Raw genomic sequence first — 16,742 nt, 5'->3', positions numbered from 1 at the left:
TTACGGGCTTTAACTAAAGTTTCTTCAAAATTCCCTTCCAACGATATTTTCGAATGAAAGAACCTTCATCTTTGGTAACAAATCTTGGAAGCCCACTGAATACTGCTCTTAAATAGCCCAAAACTGTTTGAGGATATAGTCTGAGGCTTTTGGCCTGCCATGCCATTTTTAAAGCCGCAATCTTAGCAAGTATAATGCCATAGCGCATTTTATAGAGGGCTTCTCCTTTGGAACTATAACTTCTTTTGCTGTAACCGTGTCCAGTTGGGCGTAAATGCTTTACCATCAAAGATGTGTCGGTCAGTGTTTCAAAGTCATGATATTTAGTCAGCAAAACATCTACTGTATCCCATCCCACACCAGCGCGCAGTCCTCCTATCTTTTCAAAGCAGGCTTTATGGTACAGTTTTATGGGGCCACGGATGTGGTTTTTATCAGCGATTTGCTCATAAACCCAGTCGTTTCCCTTCTTGATATGGAGTAATCCAGAGCACATGCCCAATTTCCAATTGGATTGAAAATGGTTGAGCATTACTTCAAAATAATTCGTTGGAAGGATAATATCGGCATCAAACTTTCCTATTACATCATATCCGGAAGAATGGGATAACCCAAAATTAAAGGTATCAATCACCTTTTTTCCAGGAATATGTTCATCAGAGGACTTTCTTTGGATTACTTGAATCCACTCATATTTGGTGGAATAATCTTTTGCAATTTGGTAAGTACTATCAGTTGAATTATCATCAACTATAATAAGTTCATTAGGGGTATGGGTTTGAGTAATGAATGAATTCAAACAATCCTTCAGAAACGATGCTTCGTTATGGGCAGGGATGACGATGCTAATATTCATTCAAAAAAATTCCGAGCAGTAAATTACAAATAACAATATTATTTCTCGCTATTTGGAATTTCTCTCTGCATACACAATGTAGTATCGGTTGGTAAATAGCCGAAGCAATGGTCTTACACCAATTTTTTTTGCCGGATTGGTCCATTTGGCCGAATCCAAAACTTTCCACCCCGCTTTTTCAAGCACCCAATCGAACTGCCAATCTTCAAATTCATGGTAATGCCTGTCCCATGGATCTGTTTTACTTCTATAGGCAGAAGAAAACCAAAGCCGCATTGGGATACTAGCTACCAACTTGTCAGCTTTTATTTCCCGTAATACATTGAAAGGGGCCACTAAATGCTCAAAAATTTCAAATGCCGTAACCACATCTGCTTTGGATTCAGCTATTTTTTGAAAATCAACATCCAAATCTTCACCACCAGTATTTTCTACATTATACCCATTGGCCTTCATGATTTCGGAAAATGGGTTTTCCACTCCTAAATCTAAAATAGATTCGGTCGTATGGATATGCTTTTGTAAAAATGCTAGGGTGTGCTTGTATCTTTTGTTGGGAAAATTATTCTCGTACATTTAATATCGGTATACAATGGCGTTGATGTTCATTCCGGCACCAACACTTGCAAAGATAACAACATCTCCTTGTTTAACTTGATGATCTTCCAATTCACCTTTGCGGACTAAATCAAACAATGTTGGAATGGTCGCAACGGAACTATTCCCCAATTTATGAATGCTCATAGGCATGATGTCTTCAGGGGCTTGCTTGCCGTATAGTCGATAGAATCTTTTGATAATGGCCTCATCCATTTTCTCATTGGCTTGATGAATGAAGATTTTTTTCACTTCCTCAATGCCAATTCCACTATCATCCAAGCAATCTTTCATGGCTTGTGGGACATGGGTACAGGCAAATTCGTAGATTTTACGCCCATGCATTTTTATATATCTGGTATTTTGGCAGCCATCATTTTTATAGGTCTTGTCGAAAAATAAATAGTAAGCCTCACCATTTGCATGTGTGACGGATGCATGGCTCAATATTTCACCGGAGGCACTATTGCCTTCGATTATGGCAGCACCGGCGCCGTCTGAATAAATCATACTGTCACGGTCATGTTGGTCAATGACTCTAGAAAGGGTTTCTCCCCCAATAACCAAGCACTTCTTGGCCAATCCACTTTTTATAAAAGCATTCGCTTGAATTACCCCTTCTATCCAGCCAGGGCATCCAAAAAGCATATCGTAAGCGACGCATTTGGGGTTTTTTATTTGGAGCAGGTGCTTTACCCGAGTAGCGAGACTGGGGAGTGTGTCTCCTTGCACTTTTCCAGATGTAACATCTCCAAAATTGTGGGCAAATATGATATAGTCCAATTCTTCTTTGTCGATTCCGGCATCCTGAATTGCTTTTTTTGAAGCTAAATACCCAAGGTCTGATGTATTCTGGTCCGATGAAGCATACCTTCGCTCCAAAATCCCTGTGATGGCTTTGAATTTTTCAATGATAACTGTGTTTTCATGTGTGAAATTTTCACCATCAGTTCCTAAAAACTCATGTTCTAAAAAGTCTTCGTTTTTAGTGATGATGGACGGAATATAACATCCAGTGCCCGTGATACCGATATTCATAGTTGAGATTTTACAGATTTAAGATAGTTGGCATAGGTCGATTTAATTTCTTCTCTAGAAAATACCCTACGATGTTCAACTAAAGTTTTGATGGGTGTTCAATAAAAAAAGCTCCAGAATTTAAAGCAAAACCGGAGCTTTTTATCAATAAATATCATTGTTTGCCTATGCCTCTACGTAGGCCTCTATCGGAGCACAGGTACAGATTAAATTACGATCCCCAAAGGCTTCATCGGTTCTTCTGATGGATGGCCAAAACTTGTTTTCTCCTACAAAAGATAATGGGAAAGCAGCCTTTTGTCTACTGTATGGGAAGTTCCAATTATCGGTAGTTAGCATTTCCAACGTATGTGGTGCATTTTTTAGAACGTTATTGGGTTCTTCTGCGCTTACCTCATCGATTTCCTCTCGTATAGCAATCATTGCATCACAAAACCGGTCCAATTCAGGAAGACTTTCACTTTCCGTAGGTTCAATCATCATAGTTCCTGCCACTGGAAAAGAAACGGTCGGGGCATGAAAACCATAATCCATTAGTCTTTTGGCGATATCCACTACTTCGATTCCGTGAGCCTTAAAAGGTCTGCAATCAACAATCATTTCGTGTGCGGCGCGACCTCTTTCCCCAGTATATAACACATCGTATTTTCCCTTAAGACGGTCTTTGATGTAATTGGCATTTAGGATGGCAATTTTTGTAGATTCAGTCAAACCTTCCGTCCCTAACATTTTAATGTATCCATACGAAATTAGACAGGCCAGTGCGCTTCCCCACGGTGCTCCTGAAATAGCGGTAATAGCTTGGTCACCTCCAGTACTAATAACCGGATTGGACGGTAAGAAAGGTTTCAACTGTTCTGCAACGCATATTGGGCCTACTCCAGGACCACCTCCGCCATGCGGAATAGCAAAGGTCTTATGAAGGTTGAGGTGGCAAACATCGGCTCCAATCGTAGCTGGATTGGTCAATCCGACTTGGGCATTCATGTTGGCACCGTCCATATATACCTGTCCGCCATGTTCATGGATCAATTTCGTCACTTCAACAATAGAAGATTCAAATACACCATGTGTGGATGGGTATGTTACCATCAAAGCAGCTAAATTTCCTGAATGCTGAACTACTTTATCCGCAAGGTCAGCTACATCGATATTTCCTTTTTCGTCGGTTTTGGTGACGATGACCTTCATTCCCGCCATAACAGCTGAAGCTGGATTGGTTCCATGCGCTGAAGCAGGAATAATGCAAATATTTCTATGCCCTTCACCACGAGATTGATGATAGGCTCGAATCGTCATTAAGCCTGCATATTCACCTTGTGCACCAGAATTAGGCTGTAAGGAGGTGGCTGCAAAGCCGGTAATTGTTGTTAGTTGAGATTCCAGTTCTTTTAAAACCAGTTGATAACCCTGGGCTTGGTTCAGGGGTACAAACGGATGGATATTCCCCCAGTTGGCCCAACTCAATGGTAGCATTTCGGATGCTGCGTTCAGCTTCATGGTGCAACTTCCCAATGAAATCATGGAATGGTTCAAAGCCAAATCTTTTCGCTCCAACTTTTTGATGTAACGCATCAATTCTGTTTCAGAGTGATACGAATTGAAAACTTCGTGTTCTAAGAAAGGTGATTTACGTTCCAATAAAGCAGGAAGAATCTGTTCTGTAGATTTTGTGAACGAAGCATCGGGTTTTTTGCCTTGACTCTGCATAAAACAACCTATCAGTTGCTTAAAATCTGTTTCTGAAAAAGCTTCGTTTATAGAGATAGAAACGGTTTCGTTATCAATATAATTCAGGTTGATTTGACTAGCTTCTGCCGTCTCCTTCAACTTTTGAACATCATCTACTTTGAATTTGACGGTGTCGAAGTAAACCGCATTAAGTTGCTCGAAGCCCACTTCTGAAAGGAAATCAGAGGCCATTTTGGCATAATTATGCACTTTATTGGCAATATACTTAAGTCCCTCCGGTCCATGATAAACAGCATACATTCCAGCCATTACAGCCAATAAGACCTGAGCGGTACAGATATTGGAAGTTGCTTTATCTCTTTTTATATGTTGTTCCCGGGTTTGCAAAGCCATACGTAATGCCCTATTGCCGTCGGTGTCCTTAGTGACGCCTATAATTCTGCCCGGAATACTTCTTTTGTAATCTTCTTTTGTAGCAAAAAACCCGGCATGCGGACCACCGTACCCCAAAGGAATGCCAAAACGTTGGGTGGTGCCGACAACAACATCGACTCCCCATTCTCCTGGAGGGGTGAGTAGAACCAAACTTAAAATATCGGCGGCAACGGCAACCTTGATATCACTGGCCTTGGCATTTTCCACAAACCTGGCATAATCATTTACCTGACCGTGTTTTCCTGGATATTGCAGAAGGGCGCCATAGAAATCGGAAGAAAAATCAAATTCTTCATGATTTCCTATAACCAATTCTATGCCTAACGGAGTAGATCTGGTTTCAAGTAGACTTAGGGTCTGCGGTAGCACCTCTTCGGATACAAAAAACTTGGTAGTTCCTTCTTTTTTCTGCTGTCTAGAGCGAACATCGAACAACATGGTCATAGCTTCTGCAGCGGCAGTGCTTTCGTCTAAAAGCGAGGCGTTGGCCAATTCCATCCCGGTAAGGTCACTTACCATGGTTTGGAAATTCAATAAAGCTTCCAGTCTTCCTTGTGCTATTTCTGCTTGATATGGTGTATAGGCCGTATACCAACCAGGGTTTTCAAGAATATTTCGCTTTATAACCGAAGGAGTTAAGCTTTCGTGGTAACCCAGCCCGATATAGGACTTAAAAACCTTGTTTTTATCTGCTAATTGCTGAATATGGGTAAGAAACTCATGTTCGCTTATACCTTGTGGAACGTCCAAAGGTTTTTCTAATCGAATTTCATCAGGAATAGTTTCATTGATTAACTGTTCCATGTTGTTTACTCCAACGATTTCGAACATCGATTGAAGGTCTTTTTCGGTAATACCGATATGCCGTAAGGCAAACACATCTGTATTCATAGTTCAATCCAATAAAGTGCACAAAATTAGGGATTAATTCGATGAAAATCGGCAATTTTGAAAACAGCAGGGCCAAAGTTGTTAACCAATAATCAACCTTTTAGTGTAAGGCCGGATTTCCTTAGAATGAAACTATTAAAAACGTTATTTGATTTTTACCTTAATGCTAGTGTGCATGTGGCTTTTGCAGTGGTTTCGTTGATATTGTCCACAATAGTTCTGCTAGGGATATCACCAAATAGTTCACTACTTGGGTTTACGTTTTTTGGAACTATTGTATGCTATAATTTTGTAAAATATGGGGTAGAAGCAGAAAAGTATCTGATAGTTTCCAACACCTATCACCGAAGTATCCAAGTTTTTAGCTTTGTTTGCTTTGTACCAGCTTTATATTTTCTATTTCAACTTGACCAGGAAATTTGGATGGTTCTATTAATATTATCCTTGATTTCTGCACTTTATGCCATACCATTTTTACCAAACGCAAAGAACTTGCGAAGCCTTGGTGGGTTCAAAATCTACATAGTGGCCCTAGTTTGGGTGGGATTTACCGTATTTCTGCCAATTTTGGACCAACAGGCGGCCCTGACATGGGATATCTGGGTGTTGTTTTGCCAACGTTTTGTGTTGGTGATTGTGCTGCTTCTGCCCTTCGAGATTAGGGACCTTAAATGGGATAGTAAGGCATTGAAAACTTTGCCCCAGGTAATTGGAATCGAAAGGACCAAAAGACTAGGTATCTTTTTGACTATTTTATGGTTCCTTTTTACATTTCTAAAGGATGAATTATACCAAACAGAAATTTGGTCAAGATTCGTAGTGAGCCTTATTTTACTTGTAGTGTTCTTTTACGGGAAAAATATGCAAAAAAACTATTTAGTCTCTTTTTGGGTAGAAGGTATTCCAATTATATGGTGCGGAATATTATGGCTGCTTATCGGCTTTGGCTAAAGATGTTTTTCCAAATCCTTTTTCATGGCGTCTTTTTCGTTTTCGGAAAGAACATTAAGTCCTGCACGTTCGCAGAGCGAGGTAAAAGCGGTGTTTTCCTTGGTGAATTTTGCACAGGTCTTGCACATGAGAATATGTGCACGTAGTTTTAAAATCTCCCAAAAACCAGCTTCTTTGTATTGCGATTTATTGCATATGTTCGAGGCCTCCTCGCATGAAATCTTCATAACTAATACCAATTTTGATTCAGGCAACCCATAAGAGCAGTTCGGGCTCTATGGATCATTACCCATAGGTTGGACGGATTAATTCCGAGTTCATTACAAATATCTTCCGTACTCATTCCTTGAATAGTCTTCATCTTAAAAACCAAGGATTGTTTTTTTGGAAGTTTTGAAATGCATTCTTGAATTGCCAGACCGAGTTCTTCGTTTTCAATGGTGTCATCACCACCTTTGCCGAACGGGTCAGCAACTTGTTCTTCGAGCCAATCTCCTTCTGAGTCGGAGCTAGCATTGTAATTGACCCTAACTTCCGCCTTACCTTTTTTTGAATTTATCTTTCGATAATGATCGATAACCTTTCGCTTTAGAATAGCGATTAACCATGTGCGTTCGGCGGCATCACCTTTATAATTTTTTGCCGAATTTAAGCCGGCATAAAAAGTTTCTTGTACTAAATCTTTTGCAATTTCTGCATCACTTACACGAGCTACCGCATAATTAAAGAGATAATCTGCATATTGATCTATCCAGTTTTCAGGTTGAAGTTCGTGCGTCACCATTTTTTTTTCAAGAAGTACCAAAAGTAATGGATTTTAGTTAATGATTCGATGTTTTGTCCATTACAAACGACTTTAAAAAGTATCACGAAAAGTTCATGATCTTAGACTTTAAATAAAGATTAACACTATGAAAACGAGTTAAAAACAGTCTAATCTGCTTTCTTAATCAACCCAGCTCTTTCCAACAAAGGTTCAATTTTAGGTTCAGCTCCCCTGAAACGTTTATATAGAACCATCGGATTTTCTGTTCCTCCCTTGGAGAGTACATGGTCTTTGAATTTGTCAGCTACATCTTTATTAAAAATGCCATTTTCTTTGAAGAAAGCGAATGCATCAGCATCCAAAACTTCGGCCCATTTGTAGCTGTAATACCCAGAGGAATAACCGCCTTGGAAAATATGAGCGAAAGCCGTACTCATGCAGGTTTCTTTTGTTTCTGGAAATAGATTGGTTCCCTCGAATGCCTTGGTCTCATATTTTTTGACGTTAGTTATGTCCGAAGGATTCGTTCCATGCCATGCCATATCCAAGAAACCGAAACTTAATTGACGCAAGGTTGCCAAGCCCTCTTGGAAGGTGGCAGAATCTTTTATTTTTTTGACCAATTCCATAGGAATCAATTCACCTGTTTCATAGTGGAAAGCAAACAGTTCGAGTGCCTCTTTTTCGTAGCACCAATTTTCCATGATCTGACTAGGTAATTCTACAAAATCCCAATAAACCGAAGTGCCCGACAAACTAGGATAGGTGGTGTTGGCTAGCATACCATGTAAAGCATGCCCGAACTCGTGAAATAATGTGGTTACTTCATTAAAGGTAAGTAATGAAGGTTTGGTTTCCGTGGGTTTGGTAAAATTGCAAACATTGGAGATGTGCGGCCTACTGTTTTTACCATTCAACTGATACTGCGATTTGTATGATGTCATCCACGCCCCACCTCGTTTACCAGGCCTAGGATGAAAATCGGCATAAAACAGTGAAATAAAATTATCGGACAAATCATATACCTCAAAAGTTTTAACTTCTTCGTGGTATTTCTCGATATCAAAAACTTCTTTGAAAGTCAGTCCAAATAACTTTTCAGCTACTTTGAAAACCCCATCTATGACATTTTCAAGCTTAAAATAGGGTTTGAGCTTTTCATCATCCAAATCAAACAATTTTTGTTTCAATTTTTCTGAATAATAAGCACTGTCCCATTTTTCCAATTGATCAATATTGTCCAAGTCTTTTGCGTAGGTTTCAAGCTCTGCAAATTCTCGTTGAGCAGCTGGCTTTGCTTTTTCAAGCAATTCATTCAAAAACCCCAACACTTTTTTTGGAGTTTCTGCCATACGTTCTTCCAGAACAAAGTCAGCATGGGTATTGTACCCTAAAAGATTGGCCCTTTCATGCCTCAAAGAAACAATTTGAAGCACATTTTTTTGATTGTCCAATTCGTCGCCGTGAAATCCTTTACTGCCGAAAGCAAGCGCTAATCGCTTGCGCAATTCCCTGTTTTTGGCATATTTCATAAATGGAATATAACTGGGGTAGTCCAACGTTACCAGCCAGCCTTCTTTGCCTTTTGATTTTGCAAGTTGGACGGCTGCTTCTTTTGCCCCTTCGGGCAATCCATCCAAATCTGATTCATTGGTTAATAACAACTCATATTTATTGGTTTCGGCGAGTATGTTTTCTCCAAATTTCAATTTTAGTTTGGAGAGTTCAGCGTCAATTTCACGCAATCGCTTTTTTTCGGCTTCGGCCAAATTCGCTCCGTTGCGACTAAAACTTTTATATTTTTTTTCCAAAAGGGTCCGTTGTTCAGGTGACAGTTCATAACTATCCTTTTGCTGATAGACAGATTTTATGCGCTGGAAAAGCTTTTCATTCAATGTAATGTCATTACTGAATTCCGACAACAAAGGCGATACTTCTTGCGCTATTTTCTGAATTTCGGCATTCGTCTCTGCTGAATTTAGGTTGAAAAACACGCTTGAAACCCTATTCAATTGCACTCCTGAAAAATCTAGAGCCTCCAAAGTGTTTTCAAATGTGGGCGCATCTGAATTGTTTGTAATAGCATCAATCTCTTTTCTTGCACTTTCAATTGCTGAAATAAAAGCTGGCTTAAAATGCTCGTTTTTTATTTGCTCAAAAGGAGCCTGGTCAAATGAGTTTAATAGCGGGTTGCTCATTATATATTTTTGGGATAACTAGTTTTTGTTTGCTTGGAATAGCCTGTTAGGAGGCTTTATTTTTTATTTCTGACTTCTTCAGCCCCTTTAATGACTTTTTCTTTAAGCCCCTGTTTATAGACTTCCACTTTGTCCAAAACACATTTGTCGGCACTGCCGATGATTTGAGCAGCCAAGATTCCTGCATTTTTTGCTCCGTTCAACGCCACTGTAGCAACGGGAACACCTCCGGGCATTTGAAGAATGGAAAGGACGGAATCCCACCCATCAATGGAATTACTGCTTTTTACGGGAACTCCGATTACGGGTAACGGCGAAAGAGATGCAACCATTCCGGGTAAGTGCGCAGCACCTCCGGCACCAGCTATAATAACGGAATATCCATTTTTGTGGGCATTCTTTCCAAAATCGAACAGTTTTTCAGGAGTTCTATGTGCCGATACAATGTCCACATCAACCTCAATGTCAAATCCTTTTAAAATATCAACTGCATCTTGCATAACCGGGAGGTCACTGGTACTTCCCATAATAACTGCTACTTTGCTCATGATTTTTCTGCTATAACTTTAATTGTTTGCTTTACTTCTTGCGCAATTTCCCTTGCTCGCGCCATGTTTTGGTCTACAATGGTCACATGTCCCATTTTTCGGAAAGGACGTGTTTGTTTTTTGCCATAAATGTGCGGAGTAACGCCCTCCATTTCTAATATGGATTCTATATTTTCATAAACAACATTTCCGGTATGTCCTTCTGCTCCCACCAAATTTACCATCACCCCAGCCACTTTACTGTCTGTTTTGCCCAAAGGTAATCCTAAAATGGCGCGGATATGCTGTTCAAATTGATTGGTATAGCTTGCTTCAATACTGTAATGTCCACTATTGTGTGGTCTCGGCGCTACTTCGTTCACCAAAATTTCATCATCTTGGGTTTGGAACATTTCGACAGCAAGCAATCCTACATGTTGAATGGATTCCGAGACCATAAGCGCTACTTCCTGCGCTTTCCGAGAAACATGATCTTCAATTCTAGCGGGGCAAATAACGTATTCCACCTGATTGGCTTCCGGATGGAATTCCATTTCTACCACGGGATAGGTTACCACTTCTCCTTTTTCGCTTCGTGCAACGATCACGGCCAATTCATTTTTAAAATGGACCATTTCCTCAGCAATGCACTCTACATTTGGCAATCCTTTTAAATCGTCAAGCTGCCGTACCACTTTTACGCCTTGTCCATCGTATCCAAACTGGGCACTTTTCCATACGAAAGGAAATTGTAGCCCTCCATTGGAAATGCTATCCTCAATTTCAGAAGTATAGGCAAATCGAGTAAAGGGTGAGGTCGGAATATCGTTATCCGTATAAAAAAGCTTCTGGGTTGCTTTGTTTTGAATAATACGTAGTGCTTTGGTTTGTGGAAACACTTTCACGCCTTCATCTTCCAGTTTTTCAAGCGCGTCCACATTTACATTTTCAATTTCGATGGTAAGTACATCAACATCTTTTCCAAAAGCATAAACAGCATTAAAATCAAGCAAACTTCCATTAACGAAATGGTCACAAGCTATTTTGCATGGAGCTTCATCTGAAGCATCCATAACCTTGGTTTGAATATCCCATTTTCGGGTCTCATAAAGCAACATTTTGCCTAATTGACCTCCTCCTAAAATTCCAAGTTTAAAGTTGGAAGAAAAAAAACGCATTGGTCCGTGATTTGGAATGAAAGCAAAAATACATGAATTCCGCGAAGGGATAAAAAACCAAAGGGATTAGAGACCCTAAAAATGTTATCTTTGCCAACCTATTTAAATGGACGACAAGTTGATAAAGCTTCATAACAAGGTGTTCAAACCCTATTTAGGGGAGAGTCAGATTTTGGAAGCCGTTGATAAAATGGCCGCCAAAATCGCTAATGACTATAAAGATGAGGTGCCAATTTTTGTTGGTGTCCTTAACGGGGCTTTTATGTTTGTTTCCGATTTTCTAAAGGCCTATCAGCACCCTTGCGAAGTATCTTTTGTTCGGTTGAGCTCGTATCAGGGCTTGACATCAACAGGTATTGTGGAGACCTTATTGGATGTGCCTGAGAATATTGAGGGTAGAAGTGTTATCATTTTAGAAGATGTCATTGATACCGGACGAACTCTAAAGAAGCTGGTGCACTTGTTTTCCCAAACCAATGTGAAGGAATTTAAGATAGCTTCATTGTTTTACAAATCAGAAGTCTATAATGGGGAATATGCAATAGATTATGTTGGCCTTGAAATCCCAGATACCTTTATAGTAGGATATGGTCTGGATTATAATGAATTAGGAAGAAATTTGAGAGAAGTATACCAATTAAACCAAACACATATGATCAACCTAGTGCTTTTTGGAAAGCCGGGCGCTGGCAAGGGTACCCAAGCGGGATTTTTAAAAGAAAAATACAATTTGAAACATATCTCTACCGGAGATGTGTTCCGATACAACATAAAAAATGGAACGGAGCTGGGCAAATTGGCCCAATCCTATATGGACAAAGGAGATTTGGTGCCAGATGAGGTTACCATAGACATGCTGAAGGATGAAGTGGAGAAAAACCCGCAGGCTGCTGGTTTTATTTTTGACGGTTTTCCTAGGACGGCAGCGCAAGCCGAAGCCTTGGATAACTTTTTGGAATCCAAAGGCATGCAGGTAGATGCGACAATCGCTCTAGAGGCTGATGACGATGTTTTGGTGAATCGGTTGTTAGAAAGAGGAAAGGATAGTGGACGCCCAGATGATCAAGATGAGGGTAAAATTCGCAACCGTTTTGATGAATACAATCAAAAAACAGCTCCCTTAAGAGCCTATTATGAAAAACAAGGGAAATTCCATTCTGTAAATGGAATTGGGGAGATTACAGAGATTACCGACCGGTTGGGCAAGGTAATCGATGTGCTTTCTTGATTTTCTAAATTAAACGTACCGATGGGTTTTGATCTACAGCCTCACTTGAGCAACAACTTAGTTGATTTAAGACCCTTACTGGCTGAAGATTTTGACGCGCTTTTCAACGCGGCTTCCGACCCAAGTATCTGGGAACAGCATCCTGATAAAAAAAGATGCACTATGCCGGGTTTTAAGGATTTTTTTGAGGATTCTTTGAATTCAAAAGGATGTTTGGTTATTCAGGATAAAGTGGCAAATACGATTATCGGTAGCTCAAGATTTAAAGTGCGAGCCAATTTTGAGGATGCTGTGGAAATTGGATGGACATTTTTAATCCGAAAGTATTGGGGAGGGAACTATAACATGGCGGTGAAAAGATTGATGATGGAATATGCGTTTCGACATGTGAATAGAATTTTGTTTTTTGTGGCAAAGGATAATTTTCGTTCTCAAAAAGCAGTTGAAAAATTAACAGCGATGAATGACTTTCCACTTTGCATGAATAAAAAAAGTGAACCTGAAGAGGAAAATATCATCTACATAATTCAAAAAAGCTAAATAGTTGGAACAATGACCGAGGGTAATTTTGTTGATTATGTAAAAGTAAATGTAGCCTCCGGAAATGGGGGTAAAGGCTCTGTGCACCTTCATCGCGAAAAGTATATCACTAAAGGCGGACCTGACGGTGGAGATGGTGGTCGCGGAGGACATGTTATTGTAAGAGGGAATAAGAATCTTTGGACCTTGGTGCATTATAGGTTCAAAAAGCATTTTAAGGCTGGTCACGGAGAACACGGAAGCAAAAATCGAAGTACCGGTGCCGATGGAGCCGATGTCTATATGGAGGTACCGCTCGGAACAGTAATTCGAGATACTGATTCCAACGAAGTGCTGTTTGAGATTACTGAAGACCAAGAAGAAAAGATTGTAGCCGAAGGCGGAAAAGGTGGCAGGGGCAACTGGCACTTTAAAAGCCCTACGAATCAAACTCCACGATACGCACAACCTGGTATTCCAGGACAAGAATCCCAGGTCACCCTTGAGTTAAAAGTATTGGCAGATGTTGGTTTGGTCGGATTTCCCAATGCCGGAAAGTCTACATTACTTTCTGTAATGACTTCTGCTAAACCTAAAATTGCGGATTACGAGTTTACTACATTAAAGCCCAATCTAGGTATTGTAGAGCATCGTGATTTTAAGAGTTTTGTGATGGCAGACATTCCCGGAATCATAGAAGGAGCTGCCGAAGGCAAAGGGTTGGGGCATTATTTTTTGCGTCATATCGAGAGAAATGCCACCTTACTTTTCCTGATTCCAGCGGACAGCAATGACATTTCAAAGGAATATGAGATTTTGCTGGACGAACTACGACGGTACAATCCAGAGCTTTTAGATAAGGAAAGATTGGTTGCTATTTCCAAAAGCGATATGCTGGATGATGAACTCATCGCCGAAATGATGATTGAACTTGATAAGGATTTGGAAGACATTCCCTATCTTTTTATTTCTTCCGTTGCCCAACAAGGAATACAGGAGCTTAAAGATGGGCTCTGGAAGCTGTTGAACGAATAACCCCTTCCATTTCTTTTTTGAATGTGAATATTGATTAATTTTAAAGGTATTTGAAAATTGATCATGCGGTGCTTTTTTTTGATAGGGGTATGCGGTCTATTGCTCTCATGTGCAGGTGTGAGGGTGAACTATGACTATGACAAGAAAACGAACTTTTCAAGTTATGCCAGTTACAATTACTTCTCCGATATTGAATCAGGTTTGAGCGAACTTGATGAAAAGCGTTTGATTCGTGCTTTGGACTCAACATTGCAATCCAAAGGGTATTTACTGGCGGAGGAGCCCGATTTTTTCGTAAATATCCTTAGCAGCGAGTATCGCAATGCACCTAACAATGCAGTTGGCGTTGGAGTAGGCGGAACCGGCCGTAACGTAGGGGGTGGCATTTCGGTTGGATTGCCTTTAGGGAATTCCGGAATTCAACGTCAAATACAATTTGATTTTGTCGATGCACAAAGAGATGCCCTGTTCTGGCAGGCAACAAGTGAAAGTGGATATCGCGAGAATGCTTCTCCGAGTGTTCGGGAAGATAGATTAAGAGCGGTTGTAAAAAAAGTATTTTCCAAGTTTCCACCCGAAAAAAGATAATTCCATTTATCAAAGCTAATTTACCGCTTATCATAAGCTAATTGTACCTTGGAGCATATCATACTACATTTACTTACCGTTAAAATTTGTAACAAAAGCTCAAAAAAACGGTCATATTAAAGATTAAATACAAATTTCAATCAAAAACGATTAATTCAACACTTATGAAAACAACATTGAATTTTAAACTTCTTTGTGGCTCCCTGCTGTTCTTGTTTACAGGATTGACCACTTATGGACAGGAACAAACAAGTAGTCCTGAAGAAGAACAAAGCTTACCGGGCAAACCAGAATTGGTCAGCTCCAATGATGAACTTATTTCTTTAGCATCTTTAGATGAAGGTGATTACAGATATACTGTAGAAGATTACTTTGCCAATCCCAAGGCCTTTACTTTCAGATTTTCTCCTGATGGAAAATACCTTTCGTACCGAGAAAGCGATGAAAACGGGAAACAGCATATCTATGTGAAGGATATTGCAACAGGAGTATCAAAAAGAGCTATAGAAGAAAAGGATGAATTGGTAAGAGGTTACGGATGGCTTAACAATGGTAGACTCTATTATTCCATGGACAAGGGCGGTGATGAAAATTACCATATTTATGCCGTTGACCTTGACGGAGGCAATTTAAAAGACCTTACTCCCTTTGATGGAGTCCGTGCCCAGTTTACTGAGCTATTGAGAGAGGACAAGGATAACATCATTGTTTCCATGAATAAAAACAACCCTCAGGTCTTTGAACCCTACAAAGTTAATTTGAATACGGGCGAGCTAAATCAGATTTTTAGCAATGATGATCCAAACAACCCCATTTTTGGATACAACTTTGATAAGGACGGAAACTTAAAAGGCTATGTCAAGATTAGGGATGGTGTTGAGCAAGATGTCTATTATGAAGATGGAAACGGAGCATATAGGTTGCTGAAAAGCCTTAACTGGAAAGATAACTTCAACATTTTGGATTTTAACTATGCAACGGAAAATCCACACGATGCCTATGTACTTTCAAACTTGCAAAGTGATAAGGCCGAAATAGTACTTTACGACCTAAAAGAGGACAAGGTTATAGAGAAAGTTTTTACCAACGATTATTATGATGTTCAAGGTTTGGGACTATCACGTACCGGGAACTATTCCATCGATTATTTTTCCTTTGAGGGAGAAAAAAGTATTGTGGTCCCAATAAGCGCACCTTACAAAAAGTTGGACGCTAAAATGAAAACGGAACTTCCGGGGAAACAATATCGTGTGTTAGACACCACCGAAGATGAAAATCTCTTTATGGTCTATGTGGATAGTGATCGTCTATATGGGGTATATTATGCGTATGATGTAGCTAAAAATGAGCTTAAGGAGCTCTATAACACCATGCCTCAATTGCGAGAAGAGGATATGTCTGAAATGAGACCTATCACTTTTCAAAGCAGGGATGGAATTACTTTGCACGGTTATATTACCTTACCAAAGGCTGCCTTGGCCGGGCAAAAAGTACCTGTTATTGTAAATCCTCATGGTGGTCCACAAGGAATAAGGGACTCATGGGGTTTCAATCCAGAGTCACAATTGTTTGCGAGTAGAGGGTATGCCACGCTACAAGTTAATTTCCGTATTTCCGGAGGGTATGGAAGAGAGTTCCTGGAATCAGGATTTAAGCAAATTGGACGAAAAGCAATGGATGATGTTGAAGATGGATTACAATATGTAATAGATCAAGGATGGGTAGATGGTAGTAAAGCCGCCATTTATGGAGGTAGTCATGGAGGCTATGCCGTTCTTCGGGGACTAACCAAAACGCCGGACCTATATGCCTGTGGAGTAGACTATGTGGGTGTTTCCAATCTTTTCACCTTTATGAAAACCATTCCTCCATATTGGAAGCCTTATTTAAAGATCATCAAAGAAATTTGGTATGATGAGGATAACCCCGAGGAAAAAAAGATTATGGAGGAAGTATCTCCAGTATATCAAATAGATAAAATTAAGAAACCACTATTTGTAGTTCAAGGAGCGAATGACCCAAGGGTTAATATTGATGAATCCGACCAAATCGTAAGTGCCTTGCGTGGAAAAGGATACGATGTTCCTTATATGGTCAAATATGATGAAGGTCACGGTTTTGGAAAGGAAGAAAACAGATTAGAGCTCTATAAAGCCATGATGGGCTTCTATGCCAAGCATCTGAACAAACAAGAAATACCAACACCACTCAAAGACTAATTGGTTAAAACTAAACAATAAAAG

15 protein-coding genes are annotated in these 16,742 nt (G+C 39.9%); 6 read left to right on the top strand and 9 right to left on the bottom strand.

The features are described 5' to 3' along the window. Positions 1-13 precede the first annotated feature (13 nt). The 4 genes from ACOKFG_RS16380 to gcvP form a co-directional block, all read right to left on the bottom strand. Positions 14-856, bottom strand: coding sequence for a glycosyltransferase family 2 protein (locus ACOKFG_RS16380; protein WP_422861622.1), 843 nt, complete (start codon positions 854-856; stop codon positions 14-16). A gap of 48 nt (positions 857-904) precedes the next feature. Next, positions 905-1,432, bottom strand: coding sequence for a methyltransferase (locus ACOKFG_RS16375; protein ID WP_422861621.1), 528 nt, complete (start codon positions 1,430-1,432; stop codon positions 905-907). After that, positions 1,433-2,491: a 3-oxoacyl-ACP synthase III family protein gene (locus tag ACOKFG_RS16370; RefSeq protein WP_422861620.1), complete on the bottom strand. Its 1,059-nt coding sequence runs from the start codon at positions 2,489-2,491 to the stop codon at positions 1,433-1,435. Positions 2,492-2,656: 165 nt separating this feature from the next. Further along, complete coding sequence (gene gcvP / locus ACOKFG_RS16365; RefSeq protein WP_299486432.1) at positions 2,657-5,509, bottom strand: aminomethyl-transferring glycine dehydrogenase; 2,853 nt, start codon at positions 5,507-5,509, stop codon at positions 2,657-2,659. 126 nt (positions 5,510-5,635) lie between these two features. Here gcvP and ACOKFG_RS16360 point away from each other — a divergent pair, with 126 nt between their 5' ends. Continuing rightward, positions 5,636-6,460: a hypothetical protein gene (locus ACOKFG_RS16360; RefSeq protein WP_422861619.1), complete on the top strand. Its 825-nt coding sequence runs from the start codon at positions 5,636-5,638 to the stop codon at positions 6,458-6,460. Here ACOKFG_RS16360 and ACOKFG_RS16355 read toward each other — a convergent pair. From ACOKFG_RS16355 to purK, 5 genes are all read right to left on the bottom strand, one after another. After that, complete coding sequence (locus ACOKFG_RS16355; RefSeq protein ID WP_299486428.1) at positions 6,457-6,687, bottom strand: hypothetical protein; 231 nt, start codon at positions 6,685-6,687, stop codon at positions 6,457-6,459. The genes ACOKFG_RS16360 and ACOKFG_RS16355 overlap by 4 nt on opposite strands. A gap of 2 nt (positions 6,688-6,689) precedes the next feature. Then, positions 6,690-7,244 carry a sigma-70 family RNA polymerase sigma factor gene (locus ACOKFG_RS16350; RefSeq protein WP_298791651.1) on the bottom strand — a complete coding sequence of 185 codons (555 nt, stop codon included), beginning with the start codon at positions 7,242-7,244 and terminating at the stop codon, positions 6,690-6,692. A 149-nt stretch (positions 7,245-7,393) separates the two neighbouring features. Beyond that, positions 7,394-9,424, bottom strand: a complete 2,031-nt coding sequence (locus ACOKFG_RS16345) for a M3 family metallopeptidase (RefSeq protein ID WP_422861618.1) — start codon at positions 9,422-9,424, stop codon at positions 7,394-7,396. Between the two features lie 56 nt (positions 9,425-9,480). After that, the gene (gene purE, locus ACOKFG_RS16340; protein WP_298791530.1) at positions 9,481-9,972 is read right to left on the bottom strand and encodes a 5-(carboxyamino)imidazole ribonucleotide mutase; all 492 of its coding nucleotides are present in this window, start codon (positions 9,970-9,972) and stop codon (positions 9,481-9,483) included. Next, positions 9,969-11,129: a 5-(carboxyamino)imidazole ribonucleotide synthase gene (gene purK, locus ACOKFG_RS16335; RefSeq protein ID WP_299486424.1), complete on the bottom strand. Its 1,161-nt coding sequence runs from the start codon at positions 11,127-11,129 to the stop codon at positions 9,969-9,971. The genes purE and purK overlap by 4 nt, the downstream gene beginning before the upstream one ends. Positions 11,130-11,247: 118 nt before the next feature. Between purK and ACOKFG_RS16330 the strand changes: the two genes are divergently transcribed. From ACOKFG_RS16330 to ACOKFG_RS16310, 5 genes are all read left to right on the top strand, one after another. Further along, positions 11,248-12,357, top strand: a complete 1,110-nt coding sequence (locus ACOKFG_RS16330; protein WP_422862197.1) for an adenylate kinase — start codon at positions 11,248-11,250, stop codon at positions 12,355-12,357. Positions 12,358-12,378: 21 nt separating this feature from the next. Next, the gene (locus tag ACOKFG_RS16325; protein ID WP_422861617.1) at positions 12,379-12,897 is read left to right on the top strand and encodes a GNAT family N-acetyltransferase; all 519 of its coding nucleotides are present in this window, start codon (positions 12,379-12,381) and stop codon (positions 12,895-12,897) included. A gap of 12 nt (positions 12,898-12,909) precedes the next feature. After that, positions 12,910-13,911, top strand: a complete 1,002-nt coding sequence (obgE, locus tag ACOKFG_RS16320) for a GTPase ObgE (protein WP_422861616.1) — start codon at positions 12,910-12,912, stop codon at positions 13,909-13,911. A 63-nt stretch (positions 13,912-13,974) separates the two neighbouring features. Then, positions 13,975-14,499 (top strand): DUF4136 domain-containing protein, encoded by a 525-nt coding sequence (locus tag ACOKFG_RS16315; RefSeq protein WP_299486420.1) that lies wholly within the window; start codon positions 13,975-13,977, stop codon positions 14,497-14,499. A 164-nt stretch (positions 14,500-14,663) separates the two neighbouring features. Then, complete coding sequence (locus ACOKFG_RS16310) at positions 14,664-16,718, top strand: prolyl oligopeptidase family serine peptidase (RefSeq protein WP_422861615.1); 2,055 nt, start codon at positions 14,664-14,666, stop codon at positions 16,716-16,718. The last annotated feature ends 24 nt before the right edge of the window (positions 16,719-16,742 follow it).

It is taken from the genome of Flagellimonas rhodophyticola (assembly GCF_049332665.1).
GTDB lineage: Bacteria > Bacteroidota > Bacteroidia > Flavobacteriales > Flavobacteriaceae > Flagellimonas.
Note: the sequence above shows the minus strand (reverse complement) of the source record. Positions and strands in the feature narration are given on the sequence as shown.